At 63.1% G+C, this 25640-nt stretch carries 26 protein-coding genes and 2 tRNA genes; 22 read left to right on the plus strand and 6 right to left on the minus strand.

The window, feature by feature from the left end:
* Positions 1-24: 24 nt before the first annotated feature.
* The 22 genes from rpsB (at position 25) to PQ457_RS05965 (ending at position 19791) form a co-directional block, all read left to right on the plus strand.
* On the plus strand, positions 25-780 hold the full coding sequence (rpsB, locus tag PQ457_RS05860) for a 30S ribosomal protein S2 (protein WP_273618804.1): 756 nt from the start codon (positions 25-27) through the stop codon (positions 778-780).
* Positions 781-889: 109 nt separating this feature from the next.
* Positions 890-1816 (plus strand): translation elongation factor Ts, encoded by a 927-nt coding sequence (tsf, locus tag PQ457_RS05865; protein ID WP_273618805.1) that lies wholly within the window; start codon positions 890-892, stop codon positions 1814-1816.
* A 171-nt stretch (positions 1817-1987) separates the two neighbouring features.
* Entirely contained in the window at positions 1988-2701 is a 714-nt protein-coding gene (gene pyrH / locus PQ457_RS05870) for a UMP kinase (RefSeq protein ID WP_273618806.1), read from the plus strand.
* Positions 2702-2716: 15 nt separating this feature from the next.
* Positions 2717-3280, plus strand: a complete 564-nt coding sequence (frr, locus tag PQ457_RS05875) for a ribosome recycling factor (protein WP_168602628.1) — start codon at positions 2717-2719, stop codon at positions 3278-3280.
* Positions 3281-3342: 62 nt separating this feature from the next.
* Positions 3343-3987, plus strand: coding sequence for a polyprenyl diphosphate synthase (uppS, locus tag PQ457_RS05880; protein ID WP_273619261.1), 645 nt, complete (start codon positions 3343-3345; stop codon positions 3985-3987).
* Positions 3974-4720, plus strand: coding sequence for a phosphatidate cytidylyltransferase (locus tag PQ457_RS05885; protein ID WP_273618807.1), 747 nt, complete (start codon positions 3974-3976; stop codon positions 4718-4720). The genes uppS and PQ457_RS05885 overlap by 14 nt, the downstream gene beginning before the upstream one ends.
* The gene (locus PQ457_RS05890) at positions 4721-5875 is read left to right on the plus strand and encodes a 1-deoxy-D-xylulose-5-phosphate reductoisomerase (protein ID WP_273618808.1); all 1155 of its coding nucleotides are present in this window, start codon (positions 4721-4723) and stop codon (positions 5873-5875) included.
* Between the two features lie 24 nt (positions 5876-5899).
* Positions 5900-7000: an RIP metalloprotease RseP gene (gene rseP, locus PQ457_RS05895; RefSeq protein WP_273618809.1), complete on the plus strand. Its 1101-nt coding sequence runs from the start codon at positions 5900-5902 to the stop codon at positions 6998-7000.
* Between the two features lie 284 nt (positions 7001-7284).
* Positions 7285-10005 (plus strand): outer membrane protein assembly factor BamA, encoded by a 2721-nt coding sequence (bamA, locus tag PQ457_RS05900; RefSeq protein WP_273618810.1) that lies wholly within the window; start codon positions 7285-7287, stop codon positions 10003-10005.
* Positions 10005-10685: an OmpH family outer membrane protein gene (locus PQ457_RS05905; protein WP_273618811.1), complete on the plus strand. Its 681-nt coding sequence runs from the start codon at positions 10005-10007 to the stop codon at positions 10683-10685. The genes bamA and PQ457_RS05905 overlap by 1 nt, the downstream gene beginning before the upstream one ends.
* A 20-nt stretch (positions 10686-10705) precedes the next feature.
* Positions 10706-11185, plus strand: coding sequence for a 3-hydroxyacyl-ACP dehydratase FabZ (gene fabZ / locus PQ457_RS05910; RefSeq protein WP_273618812.1), 480 nt, complete (start codon positions 10706-10708; stop codon positions 11183-11185).
* Positions 11186-11276: 91 nt separating this feature from the next.
* A complete protein-coding gene (gene rpmE / locus PQ457_RS05915) occupies positions 11277-11510 on the plus strand; it encodes a 50S ribosomal protein L31 (protein ID WP_168602635.1) in 234 nt (77 codons plus the stop codon).
* A 195-nt stretch (positions 11511-11705) separates the two neighbouring features.
* A tRNA-His gene (locus PQ457_RS05920) sits at positions 11706-11782 on the plus strand.
* Positions 11783-11968: 186 nt separating this feature from the next.
* Positions 11969-12727 (plus strand): heme ABC transporter permease CcmC, encoded by a 759-nt coding sequence (ccmC, locus tag PQ457_RS05925; protein WP_273618813.1) that lies wholly within the window; start codon positions 11969-11971, stop codon positions 12725-12727.
* Positions 12727-12867 (plus strand): hypothetical protein, encoded by a 141-nt coding sequence (locus tag PQ457_RS05930; RefSeq protein ID WP_273618814.1) that lies wholly within the window; start codon positions 12727-12729, stop codon positions 12865-12867. Before ccmC ends, PQ457_RS05930 begins: the two co-directional genes overlap by 1 nt.
* Before the next feature lie 2 nt (positions 12868-12869).
* Positions 12870-13316: a cytochrome c maturation protein CcmE gene (gene ccmE, locus PQ457_RS05935; RefSeq protein ID WP_273618815.1), complete on the plus strand. Its 447-nt coding sequence runs from the start codon at positions 12870-12872 to the stop codon at positions 13314-13316.
* 12 nt (positions 13317-13328) lie between these two features.
* Positions 13329-15338 (plus strand): heme lyase CcmF/NrfE family subunit, encoded by a 2010-nt coding sequence (locus PQ457_RS05940; protein WP_273618816.1) that lies wholly within the window; start codon positions 13329-13331, stop codon positions 15336-15338.
* Positions 15335-15886 (plus strand): DsbE family thiol:disulfide interchange protein, encoded by a 552-nt coding sequence (locus PQ457_RS05945; protein ID WP_273618817.1) that lies wholly within the window; start codon positions 15335-15337, stop codon positions 15884-15886. Before PQ457_RS05940 ends, PQ457_RS05945 begins: the two co-directional genes overlap by 4 nt.
* Positions 15886-16305: a cytochrome c-type biogenesis protein gene (locus PQ457_RS05950; protein ID WP_273618818.1), complete on the plus strand. Its 420-nt coding sequence runs from the start codon at positions 15886-15888 to the stop codon at positions 16303-16305. Before PQ457_RS05945 ends, PQ457_RS05950 begins: the two co-directional genes overlap by 1 nt.
* Positions 16302-17009, plus strand: a complete 708-nt coding sequence (locus PQ457_RS05955) for a tetratricopeptide repeat protein (RefSeq protein ID WP_273618819.1) — start codon at positions 16302-16304, stop codon at positions 17007-17009. The genes PQ457_RS05950 and PQ457_RS05955 overlap by 4 nt, the downstream gene beginning before the upstream one ends.
* Positions 17010-17113: 104 nt before the next feature.
* A complete protein-coding gene (locus PQ457_RS05960) occupies positions 17114-19036 on the plus strand; it encodes a potassium transporter Kup (protein ID WP_420540967.1) in 1923 nt (640 codons plus the stop codon).
* A 134-nt stretch (positions 19037-19170) separates the two neighbouring features.
* The gene (locus PQ457_RS05965; RefSeq protein ID WP_273618820.1) at positions 19171-19791 is read left to right on the plus strand and encodes a superoxide dismutase; all 621 of its coding nucleotides are present in this window, start codon (positions 19171-19173) and stop codon (positions 19789-19791) included.
* Positions 19792-20017: 226 nt separating this feature from the next.
* Here the strand turns inward: PQ457_RS05965 and PQ457_RS05970 are convergent, their stop codons facing one another.
* The 6 genes from PQ457_RS05970 to PQ457_RS05995 form a co-directional block, all read right to left on the minus strand.
* Positions 20018-20662 carry an inner membrane-spanning protein YciB gene (locus tag PQ457_RS05970; protein ID WP_273618821.1) on the minus strand — a complete coding sequence of 215 codons (645 nt, stop codon included), beginning with the start codon at positions 20660-20662 and terminating at the stop codon, positions 20018-20020.
* Complete coding sequence (gene ftsY / locus PQ457_RS05975; protein ID WP_273618822.1) at positions 20659-21588, minus strand: signal recognition particle-docking protein FtsY; 930 nt, start codon at positions 21586-21588, stop codon at positions 20659-20661. The genes PQ457_RS05970 and ftsY overlap by 4 nt, the downstream gene beginning before the upstream one ends.
* On the minus strand, positions 21585-22757 hold the full coding sequence (gene mtaB, locus PQ457_RS05980; RefSeq protein ID WP_273618823.1) for a tRNA (N(6)-L-threonylcarbamoyladenosine(37)-C(2))-methylthiotransferase MtaB: 1173 nt from the start codon (positions 22755-22757) through the stop codon (positions 21585-21587). Before mtaB ends, ftsY begins: the two co-directional genes overlap by 4 nt.
* Positions 22754-23566, minus strand: a complete 813-nt coding sequence (dapF, locus tag PQ457_RS05985; RefSeq protein ID WP_273618824.1) for a diaminopimelate epimerase — start codon at positions 23564-23566, stop codon at positions 22754-22756. Before dapF ends, mtaB begins: the two co-directional genes overlap by 4 nt.
* Positions 23567-23607: 41 nt before the next feature.
* Positions 23608-25305, minus strand: coding sequence for a putative bifunctional diguanylate cyclase/phosphodiesterase (locus tag PQ457_RS05990; protein ID WP_273618825.1), 1698 nt, complete (start codon positions 25303-25305; stop codon positions 23608-23610).
* A 185-nt stretch (positions 25306-25490) separates the two neighbouring features.
* Positions 25491-25567: transfer RNA gene (locus PQ457_RS05995), tRNA-Pro, on the minus strand.
* Positions 25568-25640 lie beyond the last annotated feature (73 nt).

A 25640-nucleotide genomic window follows, 5' to 3' on the forward strand; every position in this document is an offset into this window, starting at 1 on the left:
AGGAACAACCGGAAGGACATATTTATGGCGGCTCCCGTCGTTACGATTCAGCAGCTCATCGAAGCCGGTGCCCACTTCGGCCACCAGACCCACCGTTGGAACCCGCGCATGAAGCCCTATATCTTCGGCGCGCGCAACGGCATCCACATCCTCGACCTGTCGCAGACCGTGCCGCTCTTCAGCCGCGCTCTGGAGTTCATTTCGGCGACCGTTCAGGCCGGTGGCAAGGTTCTGTTCGTCGGCACCAAGCGCCAGGCCCAGGAGCCCATCGCTGAAGCCGCTCGCGCAGCTGGTCAGCACTTCGTCAACCACCGCTGGCTGGGCGGCATGCTCACCAACTGGAAGACGATCAGCCAGTCGATCAAGCGTCTCAAGACGCTGGAAGAGCGCCTGTCGAGCGCCACTTCGGGTCTGACCAAGAAGGAAGTGCTTCAGCTGACCCGCGAGCGCGACAAGCTTGAGCTGTCGCTGGGCGGTATCCGCGACATGGGCGGCATCCCCGACGTGATGTTCGTGATCGACGCCAACAAGGAAGAGCTGGCGATCAAGGAAGCCAACGTGCTGGGTATCCCGGTCGTTGCCATCCTCGACTCGAACGTTTCGCCCGAAGGCATCGCTTTCCCGATCCCCGCCAACGATGACGCCTCGCGCGCCATCCGCCTGTATTGCGATGCTGTTGCCGCTGCTGCCACCAAGGGCAACCGCGCTGCTGTGGTCGCTTCGGGCGCGGACATCGGCGCGATGGCCGAGCCGGTTGCCGAAGAAGTGATCGAAGGCTGATAAGCCTTTGGAACGGGGTCTTAAAATGACTCCGTCACAAAATTGGAACGCGCCGGGTCCATGTGGCCCGGCGCATCTGTATAAAACTCTTGTCTAAGGACTATCGGACATGGCCTTTACTGCCGCCGACGTGAAGAACCTGCGCGAACGCACTGGCGCTGGCATGATGGATTGCCAGAAGGCGCTCAAGGAAGCCAATGGCGACATGGAAGCGGCCGTTGACGCGCTGCGCGCCAAGGGTCTGGCTGCCGCCGCCAAGAAGTCGAGCCGCACGGCTGCCGAAGGTCTGGTTGGTCTGGCGATCGCCGGCACCAAGGGCATCGCGGTCGAAGTGAACTCGGAAACCGACTTCGTCGCCAAGAACGACCAGTTCCAGGACTTCGTGCGCAAGACGACCGAAGCTGCTTTGAACGGCGACATCACCGACGTCGAAGCTCTCAAGGCTGCTGCCTATCCTGACGGCGGCACGGTTGGCGAAAAGCTGACCAGCAACGTCGCCACCATCGGCGAAAACCAGCAGGTCCGCCGTATCAAGGCTGTTTCGGTTTCCGAGGGCGTGGTCGTGGCTTACATGCACAATGCTGCTGCCCCCAACCTGGGCAAGATCGGCGTGCTGGTCGCTCTGGAAGGCAATGCTCCGGCCGACGTTCTGGAGCCGCTGGGCAAGCAGATCGGCATGCACATTGCCGCCGCTTTCCCGCTGGCCCTGTCGGCTGAAGATCTGGACGCCTCGCTGATCGAGCGCGAGCGCAAGATCGCCGCGGAAAAGGCCGCTGAATCGGGCAAGCCCGAAGCCGTTCAGGCCAAGATGATCGAAGGCGCCGTGGCCAAGTATGCCAAGGAAAACGCTCTTCTGTCGCAGCTGTTCGTGATGGACGGCAAGACCCCCGTCTCCGACGTTGTTGCCGCTGCCGCCAAGGCTGCCGGCGCCACGATCAAGCTGGTGGACTATGTCCGCTTCCAGCTGGGCGAAGGCATCGAAAAGGAAGAAACCGACTTCGCCGCCGAAGTGGCTGCTGCCGCCGGCCTGAAGTAAGTTTCTTTTCCCTCAGGGAAAGCATGAAGGCTCGTCGGAAACGGCGGGCCTTTTTGTTTGGCCCTTCCGGCTGTTTTCTCTATCGCTGTGTACATTAGTTTTTTCGCGCCCTTGGCACAGGCAGCGCCACGGTATAAGGGCGCTTGCGAAGCATAAGGATAGATCGAAACCATGGCTCAGCCCCAATATAAGCGCGTTTTGCTGAAACTTTCGGGCGAAGTGTTGATGGGAAGCCAGCCTTTCGGCATCGACCCGGAATTTGTGGCCGAAATGGCCGCAGAGGTGAAGGCGGCCAAGGAAAGCGGTCTGGAAATCTGTCTGGTGATCGGCGGGGGCAATATCTTTCGCGGCATGGCCGGCGCCGCCAAGGGCATGGACCGCGCGCAGGCCGACTATATGGGCATGCTGGCCACGGTCATGAACGCGCTGGCGATGCAGAATGCGCTCGAGCAACTGGGCGTGCCCACCCGCGTGCAGAGCGCGATCGAGATGGACAAGGTGTGCGAGCCGGTCATCCGCCGCCGCGCCGAGCGCCATCTGGAAAAGGGCCGGGTGGTGATCTTTGCCGCAGGGGTTGGCGCGCCCTATTTCACGACGGATTCGGGCGCGGCCCTGCGCGCGGCCGAAATGCGCTGCGACGCTTTGCTCAAGGGCACCAGCGTGGACGGCGTGTATAATGCCGATCCCAAGCAGGATCCTGCGGCAAAGCGTTACGACACCATCGACTATGACACTGTTCTGGCCGACAACCTCAAGGTAATGGATGCCAGCGCGGTCGCGCTGTGCCGTGACAACAAGATTCCGATCGTCGTCTTTTCCATCCGCGAACGTGGCAATCTGGCCCGCGTGCTGGCCGGACAGGGCGTCCAGACGATTGTGCAGTAATTCAGGAGAATACCAATGGCTGCTCCCAAATATGACAAGGCTGATCTTGAGCGCCGGATGAAGGGCGCGGTGGAATCGCTGAAGGGCGACCTGTCGGGCCTGCGCACGGGCCGCGCCAATACCGCGCTGCTCGATCCGATCACGGTCGAGATCTATGGCAGCCACATGCCGCTCAACGCCTGCGCCACGGTGGCCGCGCCCGAATCGCGCATGCTGACCGTGACCGTGTGGGATCGTTCGAGCGTGACGCCGGTGGAAAAGGCGATCCGTTCGGCGGGTCTGGGGCTGAACCCGATCACCGATGGCAACACCATCCGTCTGCCGATCCCCGATCTGACCGAGGAACGCCGCAAGGAACTGGCGAAGCTCGCCAGCAAATATGCCGAAGGCGCGCGCATCGCGATACGCAATGTCCGCCGCGACGGCATGGAAGCCTTGAAGGCCGATGAGAACAAGAAGCTGATCTCGGAAGACGAGCGCAAGCGCTTTGAAACCGAAGTGCAGAAGCTGACCGACGAGGCGATCAAGGGCGCCGACGAAGCCGCCGCGGCCAAGGAAAAGGAAATCCTGGGCAAGTGACCGCTGCGCTGCTTCCTGCTTCTGGCGGGCCCGAACACGGGGTCCGCCATGTGGCCATCATCATGGATGGCAATGGCCGCTGGGCCAAGAAGCGCCATTTGCCCCGCGTGCTGGGGCACCAGCGCGGGGTCGAGGCGGTGCGCCGCCTGATCCGCGGGGTGCGCGGCATGGGGCTGGAGGCGGTGACGCTTTATGCGTTTTCGTCGGAAAACTGGCGCCGCCCGGAACAGGAAGTGTCCGACCTGATGGGGCTGCTCAAGCGGTTTATCATCAGCGATATCGATGAAATCGCGGCCAATGGCGTGCGGTTGAAAATAATCGGTGATTACAAGGCCTTGTCGGATGATATTGTCGAATTGCTTGAAGGTGCGATGGCGCGCACGGCGGGCAATCGCGAACTGACGCTGGCCATTGCGCTCAATTACGGCAGCCAGCAGGAGATCGCCCGCGCGGCGGCGGCGGCGGCGGCCAAGGGCGAGATTACCGCCGAGGCCATCGAGGCCGAACTCGACACCGCCTGCTTGCCACCGCTCGATCTGGTGGTGCGCACCAGCGGCGAGGTGCGCCTGTCGAACTTCCTGCTGTGGCAGGCGGCCTATGCCGAAATGTGGTTCACCGATGTGTTGTGGCCCGATTTCACGCCCGACCATCTGGCTCACGCGCTTGGCGCCTTCGGCCAGCGGGAGCGCCGTTTTGGCGGTCGCTGAGGGCGAGGGGGCTGCGGCTCCCAAAAAGAATTCCGATCTCAAGGCGCGCACGCTTTCGGCCATCGTGATGGTGGCGGTGGCAGGCGGGGCGCTGTGGCTGGGCGGCTTGCCGTGGATGGTCTTCGTGCTGCTGGTGGCGACGGGCGTGTTGTGGGAGTGGAGCAAGCTCTCGCGCGCGATTGTGGCCAGCTGGTGGGCGAGGGTGCTCTGGCTGGTGGCGGGCGTGGCCTATGTCGGACTGGCGGCCGAGATGCTGATCGTGCTGCGGGCCGAGGATACCGTCTCGGTGATGATTCCGGTGCTGGCGGTGATTGCCACCGATATCGGCGCCTATTTTGCCGGGCGCACCTTTGGCGGGCCCAAGATCGCGCCGAAAATCAGCCCCAGCAAAACCTGGAGCGGACTGGTCGGCGGGGCGATCGGGGCCAGTCTGGCCGTGGGCGCGGTTCAGGCCTATGCGCTGTGGCGGGCCGCCCGCGAAATGGCCGCGCTGCACCTGACCAGCACGACATCGCCCTTGGCCATCAACTGGTTGGAGGTGGTCGCTGCGGGCGTGCTGGCCGCCATCATCGCCCAAACTGGTGATTTTTTCGAAAGCTGGATGAAGCGCCGCGCGGGGGTCAAGGACTCCGGCCATCTCATTCCGGGCCACGGCGGTTTGTTCGACAGGGTTGACGGTTTGCTCGCCGTGCTGTTCGTTGCCGGTGTTATCGGCGCAGTAGGAAGATTCTAAGTGCGATCAATTTCCGTTTTGGGCGCCACAGGTTCTATTGGTGCCTCCACGCTGGATCTGATCCGCCGCAATCGCGCGGAGTGGCGTGTCGTGGCGTTGACCGCCAATGGCAATGCGCAGGCTCTGGCTGCGCTGGCGCGTGAGTTTGAGGCTGAGGTGGCGGTTTGCGCTGATGCCGCCGCGCTGCCTGCATTGCGTGAGGCTTTGGCCGGGACCAATATCGAGGCAGCGGCAGGGGCGGAGGCGCTGGTCGATGCGGCGCGCCGCCCGGCTGATATCGTGATGGCCTCGATTGTCGGTTGCGCAGGGCTGGCCCCCACGATGGCCGCCATCGAACAAGGCCGAACCGTGGCGCTGGCCAACAAGGAAGCGCTGGTTTCGGCGGGCGAATTGATGATCGCGGCGGTGGCGCGGCATGGCACCACGCTGTTGCCGGTCGATTCCGAACATAATGCGATTTTCCAATGCCTGTCGGGCAATAAGGTCGATCATGTCCGCTGGATCACGCTGACGGCCAGCGGCGGCCCGTTCCGCGACTGGAGCCTTGAGCAATTGCAGAGCGCCACCCCGGCGCAGGCGATCAAGCATCCCAACTGGAGCATGGGCGCCAAGATTAGCGTCGATTCGGCCAGCATGATGAACAAGGGTCTCGAATTTATCGAGGCCTATCATCTGTTTCCCGTGGGCCTCGACCGGCTGCGGATCATTGTGCATCCCCAATCGATCATTCATTCGATGGTCGAATATCACGATGGTTCGACGCTGGCCCAATTGGGGCCGTCCGACATGCGCGTGCCGATCGCCTCGTGCCTCGCCTGGCCGGAACGGATGGAGACGCCGCTCTCGAGCCAGCTCGATCTGGCCGCGATTGGCGAATTGACCTTCCGCGCGCCCGATGAAACCCGTTTCCCCGCCACAAGGCTCGCGCGGCAGGCGGCCCATGCGGGTGGCGGCATTCCCGCCGTGCTGAATGCGGCCAATGAGGTGGCGGTCGATGCCTTCCTCAACGGGCGGATCGGCTTTACCCGCATTCCGGCGATGGTCGAGGATGTGCTCAATGCCTATGCGCCGCCTCCTCCGGCTGCTATTGACGAGGTGCATGAGGTGGATGCGCAGGCCCGCCGCCGCGCCGCCGCCTTGCTGGAGATGGCCTGAACCATGGCGCAGCCGACGATACTGATGACAATCCTTGCCTTTGCCTTGCTGCTGGGGCCTTTGGTGCTGGTGCATGAACTGGGCCATTATCTGGTGGGCCGCTGGTGCGGGGTAAGGGTGGTGGCCTTTTCGATCGGTTTTGGCCGGGAGATCGCGGGCTGGACCGACCGACGCGGTACGCGCTGGAAGCTCTCGATGCTGCCGCTGGGCGGCTATGTCCAGTTTGCGGGCGACATGAATCCGGCCTCGGCGGGGGTGGACAAGATCCCGCTCGACATCAAGGAGCGCGAGGGCTGGTTCCATTTCAAGCCCTTGTGGCAGCGTTTCCTGATCGTTCTGGCGGGGCCGGCGACCAATCTGATCGTGGCGGTGCTGGTGTTCGCCGCCTTCAACATGGCCTATGGGCGCTTGACCGTGCCGGCGGTGGTGGGGCGTTTCAGCGAGAATTCGGCGGCGCAGGCGGCGGGTGTGCAGTTGGGCGACCGGATCGTGGCCATCGACGGCAAGGCGATTTCGGGTTTCGAACAGATCCCCGATGCGGTCAAACCCTTTCCCGGCGAAACCGTGCGTTTGCAGATCGAACGTTCGGGTCAGAAGCTGACCATTCCGGTGACGCTGGCGTCCGAAATGATGAAGGACGGGCTGGGCAACAGCGCGCGGATCGGGCGGCTGGGCGTGGGGCGGCCGCTGGGCGACACCGAGGTGATCCACATCCGCATGGGCGTCGTCGAATCCTTTGTGACCGCGGGCGACCAGTCGCTGCATCTGATGGGGCTGATCGCCACGGGCCTGAAACAGATCGTGACCGGCCAGCGCAGCGTGCGCGAGATGAGCGGGCCGATTAAAATGGCGCAATATTCGGGCCAGACCCTGCAAATGGGATGGTTGCCGTTTGTGTCCTTTGCGGCTTTCATTTCAATTAATTTGGCATTCATCAATCTGCTGCCAATCCCGGCGCTGGATGGTGGACATCTGGCATTTTACGTGGCCGAAGCGGTGCGGCGCAAACCCTTGGATGCAAAGAGCCAGGAATGGGCTTTTCGCACCGGGATTGCCTTTGTGCTGGCGTTGATGGTGTTCGTCACGATCAACGATCTGGTGCCGGCGGATCTGTTCGGCCTTTGACGGGGCGGTTTTGCCCGGCCCGCATCGCCGGATGGCGCAAGATGCCTTGAAAGCTGGGCCCGCATCGGGCAGAGGGCGCATGACGCGCAAAAGGGATGCTGTTTCGGCCGGTTCGTCCGGTGCATGAAACGGGCAAACACGGGGACCGTGCAACTGGCCGCCTGATGGGGGCCGATTGTCGGGGGCGCATTGGCCGATCGGGTGACCGACGGTTGCTAAGGATGGGAAGTACCGTGTCGAAGATGGATCGGAATATGGCTTTCGGGCAGGCAAATACGGATAAGATGACGCGCCTGGGCCAGATCGGCATGGCCTTGCTGGGCACGACGATCTTGGCGGGCGCGCCCCAGATGGCGCTCGCGGCCGAGCGTCCGGCACAAAAGCCTGCGGCTGCCGCTGCGACGGCGGCCAAGCCTGCGGCAACGCCCGCGATCGCCGCCCAGCCTGTGGCCAATGCCTCGGTCGCGGCCGAGCCCATCCTCTCGCTGACGGTTGAGGGCGCGCAGCGTCTCGAACCCGATACGGTCCTCTCCTATATCCAGTTGCGCGCGGGTCAGCCCTACACCGAGGCCGCCGCTGACCAGGCGCTCAAGGATCTTTACGCCACTGAACTGTTCGCCGACGTGTCGGTGCGCAATGATGGCGGCCGTGTGGTGATTACGGTCAAGGAAAACCCGGTCATCAACCGCATCGTGCTTGAGGGCAACAAGCACCTGAAAGAAGACAAGATCAACCCGGAAATCAAGCTGGCACCGCGCCAGATCTTTACCCGGTCCAAGGTTCGCGCGGACGTGTCGCGCATCATCGAGCTTTATAAGCGTCAGGGCCGTTTCGCCGCGACGGTGGAGCCCAAGATGGTGCGGCTGGACCAGAACCGCGTCGATATCGTCTTTGAAATCAACGAAGGGCCCAAGTCCAAGGTTCGCCAGATCAACGTGATCGGCAATGAGCATTTCAGCCTCAAGGAAATTGAGGCGGCGATGATCACCAAGACCGCGCGCCCGCTGCATATCTTCCGTTCGAATACGTCCTATGACCCGGACAAGCTGGCCTATGACCAGCAGAAGCTGCGCCAGTTCTATCTGACGCAGGGCTATGCCGATTTCCGCGTGGTCTCGGCCGTGGCCGAGCTGACGCCGGACAAGCGCGACTTCATCATCACCTATGTGGTCGAAGAAGGGCAGCGTTATAAGTTTGGCGATGTGAAGGTGGAAAGCCAGCTGCGCGACTTTGACGGCGCGCAATTGGCCAAACAATTGCCGATGAAGAAGGGCCAGTGGTACAACGCCAAGCTGGTCGAAGACACGATCGACAAGATGAACGAGACGGTCGGTGTGTTTGGTTATGCCTTTGCCGATACGCGCCCCGATTATCAGCGCGACGCCAAGAATCTGGAAATGGGCGTCACCTTCAACCTGCAGGAAGCGCCGCGCGTTTATGTCGAGCGGATCGATGTGAACGGCAACACGCTGACGCAGGACAAGGTGGTGCGGCGCGAGTTTCGTCTGGCCGAGGGTGATGCCTTCAACTCGGTTCAGGTCAAGCGTTCGACCAACCGCATCAAGAGCCTCGGCTATTTCCAGGAGAAGTTCGAGGTCAAGCAGGTCAACGGATCGGCGCGCGACCGCATCATTCTGGAAGCCAATGTCGAGGAGAAGCCGACTGGCGAACTGCAGCTTTCGGCCGGTTATTCCAGCCTTGAGAGCTTCATTTTTCAGGCGTCGATCCGCCAGAACAACTTCCGCGGGCGCGGCCAGACGATCGGTCTGTCGGGATCGATCTCGCGCTATTCGAAGAGCCTCGTGCTGTCCTTCACCGAGCCTTATCTGATGGATAAGAATGTCTCGATGGGCATCGACATCTATCGGCGCGATTATAATAACTACAATTATTACACCACCAATTCGACCTCGCTCTACAGCAATTCGACCATCGGTTTTCAGGCTCGCCTTGGTTTCCCGGTAACCGAATTCATGTCGCTGGTGGGCCGTTACACGCTCAATTATGACAATGTCTCGCTGTCGCAGTCGCAGTTCTATACCCAGAACGCGGCGGGCGTGCTGGCGTGTAATCCGCTGCTGGCGGGCCGCTATCTTTGCGATGCGGAAGGCAAGCGTCTGTCCTCGATTGTTGGCGCTTCGCTGATTTATGACAATCTGGACAATCGCGTGCGTCCGACGCGCGGTCGTTCGGGCTCTCTGGGTGTCGATTTTGCCGGTCTGGGCGGTGATGTGCGCTATGCGCGTATCCGCGCCAATGCCTCGCAGTTCTATCCGCTGGGCAAGGGCTTCATCTTCTCGATGAAGGGCGAGGCCGGCGCGATCAAGGCGTTGAGCCGCCGCCATATCGATGGCGTGGACGATGTGTTCCTGACCGACCGTTTCTATCTGGGCGAGCCGCAGATGCGCGGCTTTGACATCCGCGGCATCGGCCCGCGCGTGGTGCGCAAGCCCTATACGACCGACAGCACGGGTGCCTATGTCCTCTCGACGGACAGGAACGCCTGGACGCAGGATTCGGTGGGCGGCAAATATTATTACCTGTTCCACGCCGAAGTCGAAATCCCGCTGGGTTCGGGTGCCAAGGAAATGGGCATCCGGCCCTCGGTCTTCCTTGATGCGGGCGCGGTCTGGGGCGTCACCAAGCCCAATCTGCAGGATTCGACCGCGATCTGCGGCTATGTCGGCTGCTCGATCTTTGTGCCTTCGCGCGATGCAAGCGGCAATGCGCTGTATTCCCAGACCAACACCGACGGCAGCGTGGTCACGACCACCAGCAAGACCAACACTGCAACAGGTGCGGCCAATACCGCGATCGGCAGCAACATCAGCCCGTTCAAGGAATTCTATTACGGCGACAGCCCGCGTCCGCGTATTGCGATCGGCGTTGGCTTTAACTGGAATTCGCCCTTTGGCCCGTTCCGCATCGACATTGCCAAGTCGCTGCTGCACGAAGAGGGCGACGACACCAAAACCTTCCAATTCAACGTGGGAACGCAGTTCTGATGAAAACTTTTGCCAAGATTATCGCTCTGGCCGCGCTGGCTGGTATTTCGCAGGCTGCTGTGGCTGCTCCGGCCGCCAAGTCTGCCGCTGCTGCTCCGGCCGCGTCCGCTTCGGCCGGCGTCAACGGCGTGGCGGTTGCCAACCTCGATGCGGTCGTCGCCAATTCGCTGGCCTTCAAAAAGGCGCAGGCGGATCGCGAAGTGACCTACAAGGCGCAGCTTGACGCGGCCAAGGCCAAGGAAGCCGCTCTCAACGCCCAGATCAAGCCGATCGTGGACAAGTTCCAGAAGGATCGCGCGGCGCCCGGCGCCAATGTGAGCGCTCTGGCCGCTGCTGCCCAGCAGCAGGTCCAGCAGATCCAGGAGCAGGGCAAGGCCGAGATCGAAAAGATCGTTGAACCGGTTCGCCTGTCGGACGCCTATGTGCTTGAGCAGATCATGGACAAGCGCGCCGCCGCTGTGCAGACCGCGATGAGCAAGGCCGGCGTGACGCTGCTGCTCAACCCCGAAGCGATTCTGGCCGCGACCAACGCCTATAATCTCAACCAGCAGATCCTGACCGAACTGAACACGGCTCTGCCTTCGGTTCAGATCGTGCCGCCCGCTGGCTGGCAGCCGCGCGAAGCGCGTGAAGCCGCCGCTCAGCAGCAGCAGCAGGCGCCGACCAACGAGAGCCGCTGAGGAAAGGCGAGGGGGATAGGATGAGCGACGATACTGCCGCAGCCGCGGTGCCGCTGACATATGACATTCGCAAGGTTCTGGCGGCGCTGCCTCATCGTTACCCCTTGCTTCTGGTGGATCGGGTTGCCGCGCTGAACATCGGCGAGGACATCCATGCGGTGAAGGCCGTCTCGTTCAACGAGGCGTTCTTTCAGGGCCATTTCCCCGGCCGCCCGATCATGCCCGGCGTGCTTCAGATCGAGGCGCTGGCGCAGGCGGCGGCCATTCTGGCCATTGAAACGCTGGAACTGGCCGGCAGCAACAAGCTGGTCTATTTCATGAGCATCGAGGATGCCAAGTTCCGCGCTCCGGTGGAGCCGGGCGTGCTGCTTGATCTCAAGGTGGGCTTTATCCAGAAGCGCGCGCGCGTGTGCAAATTCTGGGGCAAGGCCGAGATTGACGACAAGGTGACCTGCGAGGTCAACTTTACCGCGATGATCGCCGACCCGCCCAAGGATTGATTCAACTGGACAAGCAGGCGGCGCGCGGCTATGCGCGCCGCTTCTCATTCAGGCCGGTCGGAACCGGTCGTTTTTTGTGAAAGCGAATGCCATGGCCAAGGCTAACATCCATCCCGATTATCACTTCATCACCGTGCAGATGACCGACGGCACGACCTTCCAGACCCGCTCGACCTGGGGCAAGGAAGGCGACACCCTGGCGCTGGACATCGACCCGACCTCGCACCCGGCATGGACCGGCGGCAACGCCCGTCTGCTGGATCAGGGCGGCCGCGTGGCGCAGTTCAACAAGCGCTTTGGCGGGCTTTCGCTCACCAAGAAGTAAGCGTTTTACGGGGCGCGGCGGGCCTGCACCGGCCTGTCGCGCGCCTGCTCTGCCTTGGGGTATGAGCGAAATGGGCGGTGTGGGAAAAATTTTCACGGAAAAGTGAAAATAACTCTTTCCATCTTCGCCAAGCTGGTGCAAAGGGCCGCTCCCGGCAGGGACGGCGCGGTTGAAAAACCCCGCAAAAATTGTGTGGCGATTATAGCTCAGTTGGTTAGAGCGCCGGTTTGTGGTACCGGAGGTCGTGGGTTCGAGCCCCATTAATCGCCCCATTTTTTACAAGCAGCAGCGGCCTTTGCGGGCCGCTTTTTTGTTGCCCTTTCTGCTTTTTGCCGCCGTTCCTATACGCGTAAAAACCATGGTGCTGGCCCCATGGCCCCCTTGCCGCGCGCGATGCGGCCTGCCAAAGCAAGGACGCGCGCCGAAAGGGTCGGCGCTTTTGCGGTTATTGATCGGTCATGCACGGTTTTGCCAATCCCGCCCGTTTCCTGCGTATTGCCCGCTGGGCCGCGCCGCTGTGCCTGTTGCTGGGCTTTGCGCTGGCTGCGGGGGCCTTGGTGTGGGGCGTGTTCTTTGCCCCCGCCGATGCGCTTCAGGGCGATACGGTGCGAATCGTTTACCTGCATGTGCCCACCGCCTGGCTGGGTATGGGCGGGTGGAGCGCGATTGCGATTGCCAGCTTTACCGAAATCGTCTGGCGCCATCCGCTGGCCGGGATTGCCGCGCGGGCGGTGGCGCTGCCCGGCGCGGTGTTTACCGCGCTGTGCCTGATCACCGGTTCGATCTGGGGCCGTCCGGCATGGGGCACATGGTGGGTGTGGGATGGACGGCTGACCTCGATGCTGGTGCTGCTGTTCCTCTATTTCGGCTATATGGCGCTCGACGCCGCCGCGCGTGGGAGCCAGCAGGCAGGGCAGGGGCAGAGCCGCATCACCGCCATTTTCGGCCTTGTGGGGGCGGTCAACATCCCGGTGATCCATTATTCCGTCACGTGGTGGAACAGCCTGCACCAGCCGCCCAGCATCACCATGGGCAAGTCGGCCATGGCGGCGGACTTTCTCGTGCCGCTGCTGATCGCCACTTTGGGCTTTTCGCTGATCTTTGGCGGGATCGTGATGGCGCGGATGCGCACCATTCTGGCCGATGAACAGGCCGAGGCGCGTTTGCGCCGCAAGGCCATGCGGGCGCAGGCCCCGGCCGCCGGGGAGGCTTGGTAATGACCGAGACATTTGACCAATGGCAATTCGTGATCGCCGCCTATGCATTAGGGGGCGCGACAACATTGGGTCTGGCGGCCTATAGCTGGCTGGCGATGCGCCGGGCCGAGGCACGCCGCGACAAGGCACGCGAGGGATAATCATGGCGGTTCGGGCCAAACATCAACGTCTGGTTTTGTTGGCGGTTGCGCTGGTGGCGTTGATCGGCGCGGGCCTGCTGGCGACATGGGCGCTGCGCAGCCAGGCCAGCTATTTCTATGTCCCCGCCGATATGGCGGCCAATCCGCCGGAAGCGGATCGGGCCGTGCGTCTGGGCGGCATGGTCGAGCGCGGCAGCATGAAGAATGCGCCCGATGGCGTCACGGTCAATTTCATCGTCACCGACGGCAAGGCGCGGATCCCGGTGCGTTTTGCCGGCATCCGTCCCGCCCTGTTCGTCGAGGGCAGCGGCGTCGTGGCCGAAGGCAAGCTGGGGCGTGACGGCACTTTCGTGGCCGACAATCTGCTGGCCAAGCACGATGAGAAATACGTGCCGCGCGAGATGAAAGATATGCAGCAGGCCCGCAAAGCCATCGAAAACACCAAGTGAGGATTTCCCCCCGTGCTTCCTGAAATCGGTTTGGGCCTGTTGTGGCTGGCGGCGGCTTTGGCCGGCCTGCAATTGCTGGCCGGCGGCCTGTCGCTGACGGCCAATGGCAAGGGGATGGCGGGCATCGTGCGCCCGGTGGCCATGGTGCAGGGGGTGCTGGCGGCCGCTGCGCTGGGCATCCTGATCTGGCTGTTTGTGCAGACCGACCTGTCGGTGAAACTGGTGGCGGAAAACAGCCATTCGGCAAAGCCGCTGATGTTCAAGATCGCGGGCACTTGGGGCAATCACGAAGGTTCGATGCTGCTCTGGGTGACGGTGATGGGGCTGGGCGGGGCGTTTGTCGCCGCGGTTGAGCGCCGGTTGCCCGAACCCACGATGATGGCGACGCTGGCGGGGCAGGCCTTTGTCAGCCTTGGTTTCTATGCCTTCCTGCTGTTTGCCTCCAATCCCTTTGCCCGGCTCTATCCGGTGCCTGAGGATGGGAATGGCTTGAACCCGCTGCTGCAGGACCCCGGCCTCGCCTTTCATCCGCCCACGCTTTATCTGGGTTATGTCGGGCTTTCGATTGCCTTCTCCTTTGCCATCGGCGCGCTGATCACGCGGCAGGTCGGGCCGGATTTCGCCCGCGCGATGCGGCCTTGGGTGCTGGGCGCCTGGATCTTCCTCACCGTGGGCATCACGGCGGGCAGCTATTGGGCCTATTACGTGCTGGGCTGGGGCGGCTGGTGGTTTTGGGACCCGGTCGAGAATGCCTCGCTGATGCCTTGGTTGGCGGCGACGGCTTTGTTGCACAGCGCCAGCGTTCTGGCGGCGCGCAATGCGCTGCGGGCATGGACGGTGATGCTGGGCGTGGTGGCCTTTTCCATGTCGATGGTGGGCACGTTCCTTGTGCGTTCGGGCATTCTGACCTCGGTTCACGCTTTTGCGGTCGATCCGCGCCGGGGCGGGTTCATTCTGGCGCTGCTGGCGATCTATATCGGCGGGGCCCTGCTGCTCTTTGCCCTGCGCGCCAGCACCGTGAGCGAGGGCGAACGCTTCGCCATCACCAGCCGCGAGAGTGCGCTGGTGTTCAACAATGTCATGCTCTCCTCGATCCTTGGCATCACGCTGATCGGCACGCTCTATCCGCTGTTCACCGAAGCGATGGGGACCAAGGTTTCGGTCGGCCCGCCCTATTTCACCCCGGTTTCGGCGATGTTTGCCGTGCCGATGTTTGTCGTGCTGCTCTTTGGCCCGATGCTGCGCTGGCGGCGGGACAGGTTCTCGCGCATTTCTCCGCTGCTGGCATTGCCCTTGGTGGTCGCTCTGATCGCGGGGGGCTGGGCTTGGGCCATGGGCGTGCGCCATGTGCTGCCGCTGCTTGGTCTGGCGCTTGGTCCGGCGCTGGTGGTGGCTTCCTTCCTGCCGCTGCGGGGCCGTTCAGTGCTGCGCGCGCCGCTCAGCCTTTGGGGCATGGTGATTGCCCATGCCGGGATCGGCGTGGCGCTCTTCGGCATGGCCAGCGACAGCGCCTTTACCGTCGAGCGTCTGGTGGCCGCCAAGGTGGGCGAAGTCAATCAGGTTGGCCCGTGGAGCATTCGCCTGGCCGAGGTGGCGCCGATTGCCGGGCCGAACTGGACGGCGATGGAAGGCGTTCTGAAGGCGCGCTATGACGGCGGGGCCGAGGTGACGCTGCGCCCGCAATCGCGCACCTTCTGGGCGCCGCTGCAGACCAATGCGGTTTCGGCGCTGAAGGGCCGCTGGAATGGTCAGCTTTATACCGTGCTGGGCGATGAAACCGTATCGGACAAGGGCGAGAGCCGCTGGCAATTGCGTCTCTGGTGGAAGCCCTATGTGCCGCTGATCTGGATCGGGGGCCTGTTGGTGGCGCTGGGCGGCGGTCTGGCTTTGCTCAGCCGCGTGGCGCAGGATCTGAAGCGCCGCGTGGCGCGGGCCAAGGGCGGAAACCGGCGCGATGAAGTGGCGGCTTTGGCCCAAGGAGATACGGCCCAAGGAGATGCGGCCAAGGGAGATGCGGCATGAGCAAGGACAATCCCGCCAAGGCCCCGCGCTGGGCGCTGTGGCTGCCTTTGGTGCTGTTTGCCGGTTTCGTGGTGCTGGTGGTGGTCGGGCTGGTCAAGCCCAAGAACACCGATATCGCCAGCCAGATGGTCGGCAAGCCTCTGCCCGCTTTCACGCTGCGTGCGGCGGCCGATGAGCGGCCCGGTCTGGCTACGGCTGATTTTCAGACCGGCAAGCCGCAATTGCTCAACATCTTTGCCAGTTGGTGCATCCCCTGCCGCGCCGAAGCGCCGGTGCTGGAGGAATTGCGCCGTCAGGGCGTGACGATCAATGCCATCGCCATCCGCGATCACAAGGAGGATCTGGCCGCGTTTCTGGGGCAATATGGCAACCCCTATGCGCGGATCGGGGCCGATGACGTGTCGGCGGTACAACTGGCCATCGGGTCGAGCGGCGTGCCGGAAACCTTTGTCATCGATGGCAAGGGCGTGATCCGTTACCAGCATATCGGGGATATCCGCCCCGAACAGATCCCCGATATCATCCGCCTGCTCAAGGAGGCGCAGTGATGATCCGCGCGCTCTTTGCCGCTTTGGTGCTGATTTTTGCCGCGCCTGCATGGGCCGACGATTCGATGCCGCCCGCGCCCTGGGCCTATCGCCAACTGCCCGATCCGGCGCAGGAGGCCAAGGCCAAGGCTCTGATGGAAACGCTGCGCTGTCTGGTCTGCCAGAGCCAGTCGATTGCCGATTCGGATGCCTCGATCGCGGGCGACATGCGTTCGCAGGTGCGCGAGCGCATCGCGGCGGGCGAGGACCCCGAGGCGATTCGCAGCTGGCTGATCCAGCGCTATGGCGATTATGTCAGCTATGAGCCCCGCGTCAGCGCCGCGACATGGCCGCTGTTTGCCGCGCCTTTGCTGCTGGTGGCGCTGGCGGCGTTTTTGCTGCGCAAGCGATTTACCGGCGGGCAGGAGAATGAGGCATGACCTGGGTGGTGTTGATCGCGCTGGTGGTGCTGGTGCTGGCGGTTTTGCTCATGTTGATGCGTGGGCGGCGTGAGGGCTGGGAGGCGGTGGCGGCTGCGTTGATGGTGGGCCTTGCCGGTTACGCGCTGCAGGGACAGCCGACGATGCCCTCGGCCATGAAGGCGCCGAGCAACCCGGCGGCCGGCAATGGCAAGGCCTTGGTTGAGGAGCGGCAGAAGCTGTCCGGCGTGGACCCGACCAAAAACCGCTGGGTCGTGCCGGGCGATGCGCTGGCGATGCATGGCCAATATGCCGAGGCGGCAACGGTTTTGCGCGGGGCGGTCGAGGCCGATCCGAAGAATGGCGATGCGTGGCTGGCGATTGCCAATGCGCTGGTCAGCCATGCCGAGGGCAATCTTTCGCCCGCCGCGCTCTATGCCTTCCGTCAGGCGCAGAATGCCGATCCCAAGGCGCCCGGGCCGTCCTTCTTCCTTGGGCTGGCGATGGCGCGGGCGGGGCGTTTTGACGAAACGCGCAGTCTGTGGGCCGATCTGGTGGCCAAGGCGCCTGCCGATGCTCCGTGGCGCGATGATATTGCCATGCGTTTGAAGCGTTTGGATGAATTGATGGCGATGCTGCGTCAGCGCGCGCAGGCCGAGGCCGCCGCCCCGCAAGGCGCCCCGATGGCGGCGCCCATGGCCGCCCCAATGGCAGCGCCGCAATAAGCGATTGGGCAGCGCGGCGGGATGCAAACGGCTGTTGCCGGGGCATTGCCGCGCTGCTAATCGCCGGGCCGTGCCGCTTTTTGCGGCGACTCAGGGGCATAGGCATGATGCAGCCAGTGGCGCAGCCGGGCGAGACCGATAAGGTCGAACACTCTTCCAACCATCACGGATCGCATGGCAGCCTGCACAAGCTGGCGCTGGGCGCGATGGGCGTGGTGTTTGGCGACATCGGCACCAGCCCGCTTTACGCGATGCGCGACACTTTTGCCGGGCATCACCGGCTGCCGCTCGATCAACTGCATATTTATGGCATCATCAGCCTGATGTTCTGGTCGATGATGGTGATTGTGACGCTGAAATATGTCTCGATCATCATGCGTGCGGACAACCGGGGCGAGGGCGGGTCGCTGGCTTTGTTGGCGCTGGTCAACCAGCATATTTCGGGCAAGCGCTGGTCGGCGGGCATCGTGCTGCTGGGGGTGTTTGCCACCTCGCTGTTCTATGGCGATTCGATGATCACGCCTGCCGTGTCGGTGATGGGTGCGATCGAGGGTCTGGCCGTTTACGAGCCCGGCATGCATGGCGCGGTCGTGCCGATGGTGGTGGTGATCCTGATCGGCCTGTTCCTGATCCAGAGCCGCGGTACGGCCAAGGTTGCGGCCTTTTTCGGCCCGGTGATGATGGCCTATTTCGGCGTGATCGCGGTCTTGGGCGTGATGAGCATTCTGGAGCATCCCGGCGTGATCGCCGCGCTTTCGCCCCATTTTGCCGCCGCGATGTTTGTGGCCGATCCAATGCGCGGATTTCTGGCGATGGGTTCGGCGGTGCTGGCCGTGACGGGCGCCGAGGCGCTTTACGCCGATATGGGCCACTTTGGGCGTCCGCCGATCCGCCTGTCGTGGCTGGCCATCGTGCTGCCCTCGCTGGTGCTCAATTATCTGGGGCAGGCTTCGCTGCTGGTGCGTGTGGGCGCGCCCGCTCTGGCCAGCCCGTTCTATTTCCTCGCGCCCGAATGGTTCCAATGGCCCTTGCTGGGTCTGGCCAGTCTGGCCGCGATCATTGCCTCGCAGGCGGTCATCACCGGCGCTTTTTCGGTGACGCAACAGGCGATCCAGCTGGGCTTTATCCCGCGCATGTCGATCAAATACACCAGCGTGAATGCCGGGCAGATCTATATTCCTGTCATCAACTGGGCGCTGATGATCGCGGTAATCTTGCTGGTGTTTGTGTTCAAGGAGAGCTCGAACCTGACGGCGGCCTATGGCATCGCGGTGACGGGTGCGATGATGATCGACAATTTCCTGCTGGCGGTGATGCTGTTTGTGGTGTGGAAATGGGCCAAGTGGCTGGCGATCCCCTTGCTGGTGGTCTTTACCCTGCTCGATTTCGGCTATCTCTCGGCCAATCTGACCAAGATCCCCGATGGCGGCTGGGTGCCGCTGGTGATGGGGCTGGCGATTTTCACGCTGCTGACCACATGGTCCAAGGGGCGCGCGCTGATGCGGGCCAGCATGGCCGAGGGCACGATCCCCTTCGAGGTCTTTGCCAAGAGCGCCCATTCCAGCGCCCAGCGCGTGGCGGGTACGGCGATTTTCATGTCGTCGACGCGGGGCGGGGTGCCTTCGGCGCTGCTGCATAATATCAAGCATAACAAGGTTCTGCATGAGCGCGTGGTTGTGTTGACCATCGCCATTCAGGACGTGCCGGTGCTGGAGGATGGCGAGCGGATCGAGATGAAGAATTTCGGTCAGGGCTTCTATAAAATGGCGATCAAGTTCGGCTTCCTTGAGGACACCGATGTGCCCGCCGCGCTTAAGGGCGTAACGCTGGATGGCGAACCGATCGACATGATGAAGACCAGCTTCTTCCTCTCGCGTCAGACTTTGATCGCTTCGTCCAAGCCGGGCATGGCAATCTGGCGCGAAAAGCTGTTTGCATGGATGATGCGCAATGCGGCCTCCGCGATGGAATTCTTCCGCCTGCCCGTCAACCGCGTGGTCGAACTGGGCAGCCAGGTCGAGATCTAAATGAAGGGGCGGGAAGGGGAAACTTTCCCGTCCTACAGAATTTTTCGTTCTCAATGCTGGCCGATCCGGGCTTTGATGCCCATATCAAAATCCAAGCCCCAGGCCGGGGATTCGCGATAACACAGGAGAAAGTCATGGCCTTCACTCTTCCCGAACTGCCCTATGCCAAGGATGCCTTTGGCTCGGTCCTCTCGGCCGAAACCTTTGATTATCACCATGGCAAGCACCACAATGCCTATGTCACGCAGGCCAACGACCAGATCAAGGGCACCGATCTGGAAGGCAAGAGCCTGCTCGAAGTGATCGCGGCCGCCAAGGCTGCGGGCAACAAGAAGCTGTTCAACGCTTCGGCCCAGATCTGGAACCACACCTTCTACTGGCTCGGCCTCTCGCCGGAAAAGACCGCTCCTTCGGCGGCGCTGCTGGCCAAGATCGAGGCTGATCTGGGTGGCCTCGACGCGTTCAAGGCCGCGATCAAGGCGGAAAGCGCCGGTCACTTTGCCAGCGGCTGGGGTTGGCTGGTGCTCGAAGACGGCAAGCTGAAGGTGACGAGCTATCACGACGCCGACACGCCTGTCGCCTATGAAGGCGTCAAGCCGCTTTTCACGCTCGACGTCTGGGAACACGCCTATTACGTCGACTATCGTAACCTGCGCCCCAACTACCTCGACGCGCTGCTCGACCATGTGAACTGGGCGTTTGTCGAAGCCAACCTCGATGGCGAAGGCGCGTCGCGCGCGGACCAGCAGGGTTGATCACTTCGCTTCGCGATTGATTTTTGCAGGGGGACTCGTCCCCCTGCACACCCATTATTGGGTTTGGGATGGTCCTGAAGCCTCGCGCTTTGGGGCCATTTTTTATGGAAAAGCCTGCGGCGCTTCGGTTTCGCGCCGCAGGCTTTTAAAATTTCAACGCCGTGTTCGACACAAAACGCCGAACCCATAGCGCCAAGGCAGACAGTAATGGGTGAGTCCCCCGAATTTATCCCTTATCTTCTTCCGTCCCTTCCTCTTCGGCCCCCAACCCATGCTTTAACAGCATCGGCATCTGGGCAAAGGTGAAGAGGAAGGACAGCGGCATGAACAGCCAGATCTTCATCGCCAGCCACGTGTCGAAATTGTGATTGGCCTGATTGTAGAAATGGCGCAGCCCCTCGTTCAGCACCGCGAGGAAGAGGAAGAACCAGCCCCAGTTGCGCGACAGCTTCATCCATCCTTCGTCGGACAGGCCCGCAAAGGCGTCCTCCAGCAGGATTTTCAGCAGCGCATGCCCGCGCATCAGCCCGATCAGCAGGGCCAGTCCGCTGGCCACATAGATCGCGGTCGGCTTGATCTGGACCCAGGTTGCGTCATGCAGCAGGATCGTAAGCCCGCCAAAGAACACGACAAGGCCCGAAGAGAGCCACAGCATCGGCCCGATCCGCCCCAGCCGCCATTTTGACACGATCAGCGCCACCAGCGTGGCTGCGATGAACACCACCGTGCTCTTGGTGATGGCCACAATATCGCCGATCCCCGCCTCGGCGCCCGCAGGCCGCCATGCGCGATAGGCCAGGAAAAAGGCCAGCATCGGCCCATAATCGATGACGATATTGAGCCAGCCCGATTTCTTCTTCGTCGCGCTCATGCCGCCACCCCGGCGATCACGCGGGCCACAAGGTCGGGATCAAACGGGCGCAGATCGTCGATGGTTTCGCCAACGCCAATGGCATGGATCGGCAGGCCATATTGCTCGGCCGCCGCCACCAGAACGCCGCCGCGCGCGGTGCCGTCCAGCTTGGTCATGACAAGGCCGGTGACGCCCGCCACCTCGCGGAAGACCTCGATCTGGGCCAGCGCATTCTGGCCATTGGTAGCGTCCAGCACCAGCACCACATCATGGGGCGCCGCCGGGTTCAACCGGCCCAGAACGCGGCGGATCTTGGCCAGTTCGTCCATCAATTCGCGCTTATTCTGCAAACGCCCGGCGGTGTCCACGATCAGCGCATCGGTGCCCTTGTCAGTCGCGGCCTTGACCGCGTCGAACACCACGCTGGCCGGATCGCCGCCTTCGGGGCCCTTGACGATGGGCACGCCCAGCCGGTCGGCCCAGACGCCCAATTGCCCGATGGCCGCCGCGCGGAACGTGTCGCCCGCCGCCAGCATCACCGCGTAATCCTGCTCCTGAAACAGATGGGCCAGCTTGGCGATGGTCGTGGTCTTGCCGCTGCCGTTGACGCCGATGACCAGCACCACATGCGGGCGCGGAAAGGCCGTCACGTCCAGCGGCTTGGCCACGGGGCGCAGAATTGCGGCGATTTCGGCCGCCACGGCCTCGCGGATCGCGGCCTCATCAACGCCATGCTCAAAGCGCGTGGTGGCAAGACGCTCGCGGATGCGGGCGGCCGCGCGCGGGCCAAGGTCGGACAGGATCAGCGCATCTTCCAGATCGTCGAGCTGATCCTCGGACAGACGCGAAGCCCCGCCCAGCAGACCGGCAATGTTGCCCGTCAACCGGTCGGTCGTTTTGGCAAAACCGCCCAGCAAACGGTCGGACCAGCTATCGGCACTCATGCCAGCATTCCTTCAAGCAGATATGTGGGTGTGATGGTGATGATGGCCCCGCGCCGTGCGCCCGCAGGCGCGCGAATGGAGGCAAAATTTTCCGCATGGCCCGTGCCGTCGCGCTCGACCAGAATGGTCTGGGGCCGCCCGATCAGGCTTTCCTGCCATGCCTGCCGCTGGACCGCGACCGCCTCGCGCAGGGCGGCGGCGCGGGCCAGCACCACATGACGCTCCACCTGCGGCATGCGCGCGGCGGGCGTGCCTGGGCGGGGCGAATAAGGAAAGATATGGCCATGGACGATGGCAAGTTCGGCAATGATCGACAGGTTCGCCTGATGGGCGGCCTCATCCTCGGTGGGAAAACCGGCGATGATGTCGGCGCCGATCGCCATATCGGGGCGCAGGGCCTTTAACCGCGCCACCAGATCCAGCGCATCGGCGCGGCTGTGGCGGCGCTTCATGCGTTTCAGGATCAGATCGTCGCCATGCTGGAGCGAGAGGTGCAGATGGGGCATCAGCCGCGCTTCCCCGGCCAGCAGATCGAACAATTCCTCGTCAATCTCCACCCCATCGACCGAGGACAGCCGCAGGCGCGCCAGTTCGGGCACCTCGCGCAGGATGGCGGAAACCAGAGCGCCCAGACGCAGCCCGAAATCCTGGCCCCACGAGGTCAAATCCACCCCCGTCAGTACCACTTCGCCCACGCCGCCCGCGACATGCTCGCGCACCTCGGCCACCACATCGGCCGTCAGGCGCGAAAGCGAAGGCCCGCGCCCCTGCGGGATGATGCAGAAGGTGCAGGCATGGTCGCAGCCGTTCTGGACCGCGACAAAGGCCCGCGTATGGCCCACCGAGCGCGCCGCCACCGGGGCCAGATCGGGCACATTCCACGCCCGCGCGTCCAGCTTGGCCGCATTGGCGATCAGCCCGTCCACCTCCGGCATGGCGGCAATCGCCTCGCGCTCGATCTCGGCCGCGCAGCCCGTCACCAACAGGCGCGCATCGGGGCTTTTGCGCCGCGCGCGGCGGATCGCCTGCCGCGTCTGGCGCAGCGCCTCGGCCGTCACGGCGCAGGAATTGATGACCACCAGATCGGCTTCACCCGCCAGCATCGCCTGCATCCGCTCGCTTTCGGCCAGATTCATCCGGCAGCCCAAGGAGACGACTTCAACACTCATGCAGGGAAATCGGAGAGCTCGAAGCTGCCGCGAAAGGCTTCAGTGGCAGGGCCGGTCATGATGATGCGGCCATCGGCGTTCCACTCGATGATCAGGCGGCCACCGGGCAGCGTGACCTCGACCCGGCGGTCGACAAGGCCCCGGCGCATCGCGCCCACCGCCGTGGCGCAGGCCCCCGTGCCGCAGGCCAGCGTAATGCCCGAGCCGCGCTCCCACACGCGCAGGCGGATGGCGCCGCGCGAGGCGATGGTGGCGACATTGACGTTGATGCGCTCGGGAAACAGCGGATCATGCTCGATGATCGGACCGATGCGGGCCAGATCGACGGCATCGGTGTCGGGCGTGAAAAAGATCACATGCGGGTTGCCGACATTGACCGCCGTGGGGTCCCTCAGGTCTTCCCAGCCCACCGGCATGGTCAGAGTGTCCATCGCAAAGCCCAGCGGAATGGCATCCCAGTCAAAGCGCGGCACGCCCATATCGACGCTGATCCCGGCCTCGCTCGGCTCGGTGGTCAATATGCCGCCCTGCGTCTCGATTCGAGCGGGGCGGCCATGCAGCAGGCCCACGGCGCGACTGGCATTGCCGCAGGCGCCGCTTTCGCTGCCGTCGGCGTTGAAAAACCGCATGCGGAAATCGGCCACATCCGACCCGTCCAGCACGACCAGTTGATCGCAGCCGATGCCGGTGTGGCGGTTGGCCAGAGCGGCGGCCAGCGTGGTGGTGATTTCGGGCAGGGCTTCGCTGCGCCCATCAAGGACGACGAAATCATTGCCCAGCCCGTGCATCTTGACAAAACCTATGCGCATGGGCCGCGCTCTATGCCTGTTGGCGGCTCAGGTCCACCTTTTTAGGCGGTGCGGCGCCACTCTTGCGGCATGGCGGGATCGGTTGCCGGATCGGCGGCGGCCTCCGGGCGGCTGGTGGCCAGCGAAACGTCCTGCGCATGCGGGGCCAGCAGGTCGCGCCGGGCCAGAAATTCGCGCGTGGCCTGAGCGCCCTGGGGCTTGCCATAGAGATAGCCCTGGCCCTTGAAGCTGCCCAGGGATTGCAGGCTCTCGAGCAATTCGGCCGATTCGACACCCTCGGCCGTGATCGGCAGGCCCAGACCCTTGCCCAGCAGCGCGATGGTTTCCACGATCGTTCGGCTGTCGGAATCCTCCTGCATGGCCAGAACAAAGCTGCGGTCGATCTTGATGCGGTCAAAGGGCAGCTTGCGAAGCTGGGCAAAGGAGGAATAGCCGGTGCCGAAATCATCAAGGCTGATCGTGATGCCCTGATTGCGCAGCGAGGTGACGAGCGACTGCACCACGGCGATATTCTGGTGCAGGCTGGTCTCGGTGATTTCGACCTCCAGCCGCTGGGGCGGGAATTGCGCCTCGACCAGCAGCTTGAGCATCTTTTGCGCAAACCACGGATCGCGCAGTTGCAGCGGCGAGATGTTGACCGAGAGCGTGAGGCGCGGGTCCCATTCGCGCGCATCGCGCAATGCCTGACGGATCAGCGATTCGGACATATCGGCAATGACGCCGATTTCCTCGGCAATCGGGATGAACACATCCGGCCCGATCAGGCCAAAGGTGGGCGAATGCCAGCGCGCCAGCATTTCAAAGCCCAAGACCTCGCCGGTGGCCAGATCGACCTGCTGTTCATAATAGGGCACAAATTCGCCCGCCGGAATCGCCTCACGGATCGCCAGTTCCAGTTCGCAGCGATAGCGCAATTCGGTTTCCAGCGATTCCTCGAACCACAGCGGTGCAGGGCGCGTCTGCTTCTTGGCATGGAACAGCGCGACCTCGGCCAGATGGAGCAGGCCATTGGCATCGATCGGCCCATTGCCCAGCCGGTTCTGGCGGTCGCCGCTGGCCAGCCCCACGCTGGCGCTCAGCCGGTGATTTTCCAGCTTGCGGTCCATCGCGGCCAGCATGGCGTCGGCAATATGGTCCACGCGCTCCGGGTGGCCGGGCGCAAAGGGAATGACGCAGGCAAATTCATCGCCGCCCAGCCGCGCCAGCAGGGCTTCGGGCGGGAGCAATGCCTCGATCCGCCGCGCTGTGTCGGTCAGCAGCCGATCACCGCCCTGCGTGCCGATCTTGTCATTGATGACCTTGAAGTCATTGATGTCGAGCATCACCAGCGCGGCCGTCTCGCCCCGCTCGCGCAGGGCGGCCAGCAGTTGATTGGCGCGCGGGGCAAAGGAATGGCGATTGAGGCAGCCGGTCAGCGGATCGGTCTGCTCCATCTGGCGGGCCAGATCCTCGGCCTGACGGCGGGCCACGACCTCGCCATGCAGATCCTGATACCGGCGCCAGCCAAAGATGACGAGCGCGATGTTCAGCAATAGCGCGTTGGTCAAAAGCTGATCCGGGCCAAGTCCGATGCCGCTGGCCCGCGCCCAGACCTGTGAGAGCGCCTTGCCGCCGATGGCCGCGACCATGCATGTCGCCGCCACCGCAATGGCCAGCGCGAGCAGGTCATTGCGCGCGGACCGGGCAGGCCGAGCATCTGGTTGTGAACTGGCCCGCTGGATCTTGGCAATGACGGACATGGATATGGCTTGCCCCTGAAGCGCGAAATTGGACGAAAGTTAGGATCAGGTTGTGAAATTTGCGTTAATAATTGTCGCGGCGGGGCCGGGGCGGGTGGCGTCACGGCCGGGGCAAATATCTTGCGCGCAAAGAAAAAGGCGGCCCGAAGGCCGCCTTATCCTGTATCTCTCCGAAAGAGAGAAAATGGTCGGGGAAAGAGGATTCGAACCTCCGGCCCCTGCCTCCCGAAGACAGTGCTCTACCAGGCTGAGCTATTCCCCGACCGGAGCGGCTTTCCGAAGAGCGCCGCTGGGCAGGAGCGCGCCTATATAGGGGGGTATTCGGCTTGGCAAGC

This window comes from Novosphingobium humi, assembly GCF_028607105.1.
GTDB classification, from domain to species: domain Bacteria; phylum Pseudomonadota; class Alphaproteobacteria; order Sphingomonadales; family Sphingomonadaceae; genus Novosphingobium; species Novosphingobium humi.

Coding starts and splice junctions, on each gene's coding strand:
- rpsB (WP_273618804.1), top strand. CDS start 25: ATGGCGGCTCCCGTCGTTACGATTCAGCAGCTCATCGAAGCCGGTGCC.
- tsf (WP_273618805.1), top strand. CDS start 890: ATGGCCTTTACTGCCGCCGACGTGAAGAACCTGCGCGAACGCACTGGC.
- pyrH (WP_273618806.1), top strand. CDS start 1,988: ATGGCTCAGCCCCAATATAAGCGCGTTTTGCTGAAACTTTCGGGCGAA.
- frr (WP_168602628.1), top strand. CDS start 2,717: ATGGCTGCTCCCAAATATGACAAGGCTGATCTTGAGCGCCGGATGAAG.
- uppS (WP_273619261.1), top strand. CDS start 3,343: ATGGATGGCAATGGCCGCTGGGCCAAGAAGCGCCATTTGCCCCGCGTG.
- rseP (WP_273618809.1), top strand. CDS start 5,900: ATGACAATCCTTGCCTTTGCCTTGCTGCTGGGGCCTTTGGTGCTGGTG.
- bamA (WP_273618810.1), top strand. CDS start 7,285: ATGACGCGCCTGGGCCAGATCGGCATGGCCTTGCTGGGCACGACGATC.
- PQ457_RS05905 (WP_273618811.1), top strand. CDS start 10,005: ATGAAAACTTTTGCCAAGATTATCGCTCTGGCCGCGCTGGCTGGTATT.
- fabZ (WP_273618812.1), top strand. CDS start 10,706: ATGAGCGACGATACTGCCGCAGCCGCGGTGCCGCTGACATATGACATT.
- rpmE (WP_168602635.1), top strand. CDS start 11,277: ATGGCCAAGGCTAACATCCATCCCGATTATCACTTCATCACCGTGCAG.
- ccmC (WP_273618813.1), top strand. CDS start 11,969: ATGCACGGTTTTGCCAATCCCGCCCGTTTCCTGCGTATTGCCCGCTGG.
- PQ457_RS05930 (WP_273618814.1), top strand. CDS start 12,727: ATGACCGAGACATTTGACCAATGGCAATTCGTGATCGCCGCCTATGCA.
- ccmE (WP_273618815.1), top strand. CDS start 12,870: ATGGCGGTTCGGGCCAAACATCAACGTCTGGTTTTGTTGGCGGTTGCG.
- PQ457_RS05945 (WP_273618817.1), top strand. CDS start 15,335: ATGAGCAAGGACAATCCCGCCAAGGCCCCGCGCTGGGCGCTGTGGCTG.
- PQ457_RS05950 (WP_273618818.1), top strand. CDS start 15,886: ATGATCCGCGCGCTCTTTGCCGCTTTGGTGCTGATTTTTGCCGCGCCT.
- PQ457_RS05955 (WP_273618819.1), top strand. CDS start 16,302: ATGACCTGGGTGGTGTTGATCGCGCTGGTGGTGCTGGTGCTGGCGGTT.
- PQ457_RS05960 (WP_420540967.1), top strand. CDS start 17,114: ATGATGCAGCCAGTGGCGCAGCCGGGCGAGACCGATAAGGTCGAACAC.
- PQ457_RS05965 (WP_273618820.1), top strand. CDS start 19,171: ATGGCCTTCACTCTTCCCGAACTGCCCTATGCCAAGGATGCCTTTGGC.
- PQ457_RS05970 (WP_273618821.1), bottom strand. CDS start 20,662: ATGAGCGCGACGAAGAAGAAATCGGGCTGGCTCAATATCGTCATCGAT.
- ftsY (WP_273618822.1), bottom strand. CDS start 21,588: ATGAGTGCCGATAGCTGGTCCGACCGTTTGCTGGGCGGTTTTGCCAAA.
- mtaB (WP_273618823.1), bottom strand. CDS start 22,757: ATGAGTGTTGAAGTCGTCTCCTTGGGCTGCCGGATGAATCTGGCCGAA.
- dapF (WP_273618824.1), bottom strand. CDS start 23,566: ATGCGCATAGGTTTTGTCAAGATGCACGGGCTGGGCAATGATTTCGTC.
- PQ457_RS05990 (WP_273618825.1), bottom strand. CDS start 25,305: ATGTCCGTCATTGCCAAGATCCAGCGGGCCAGTTCACAACCAGATGCT.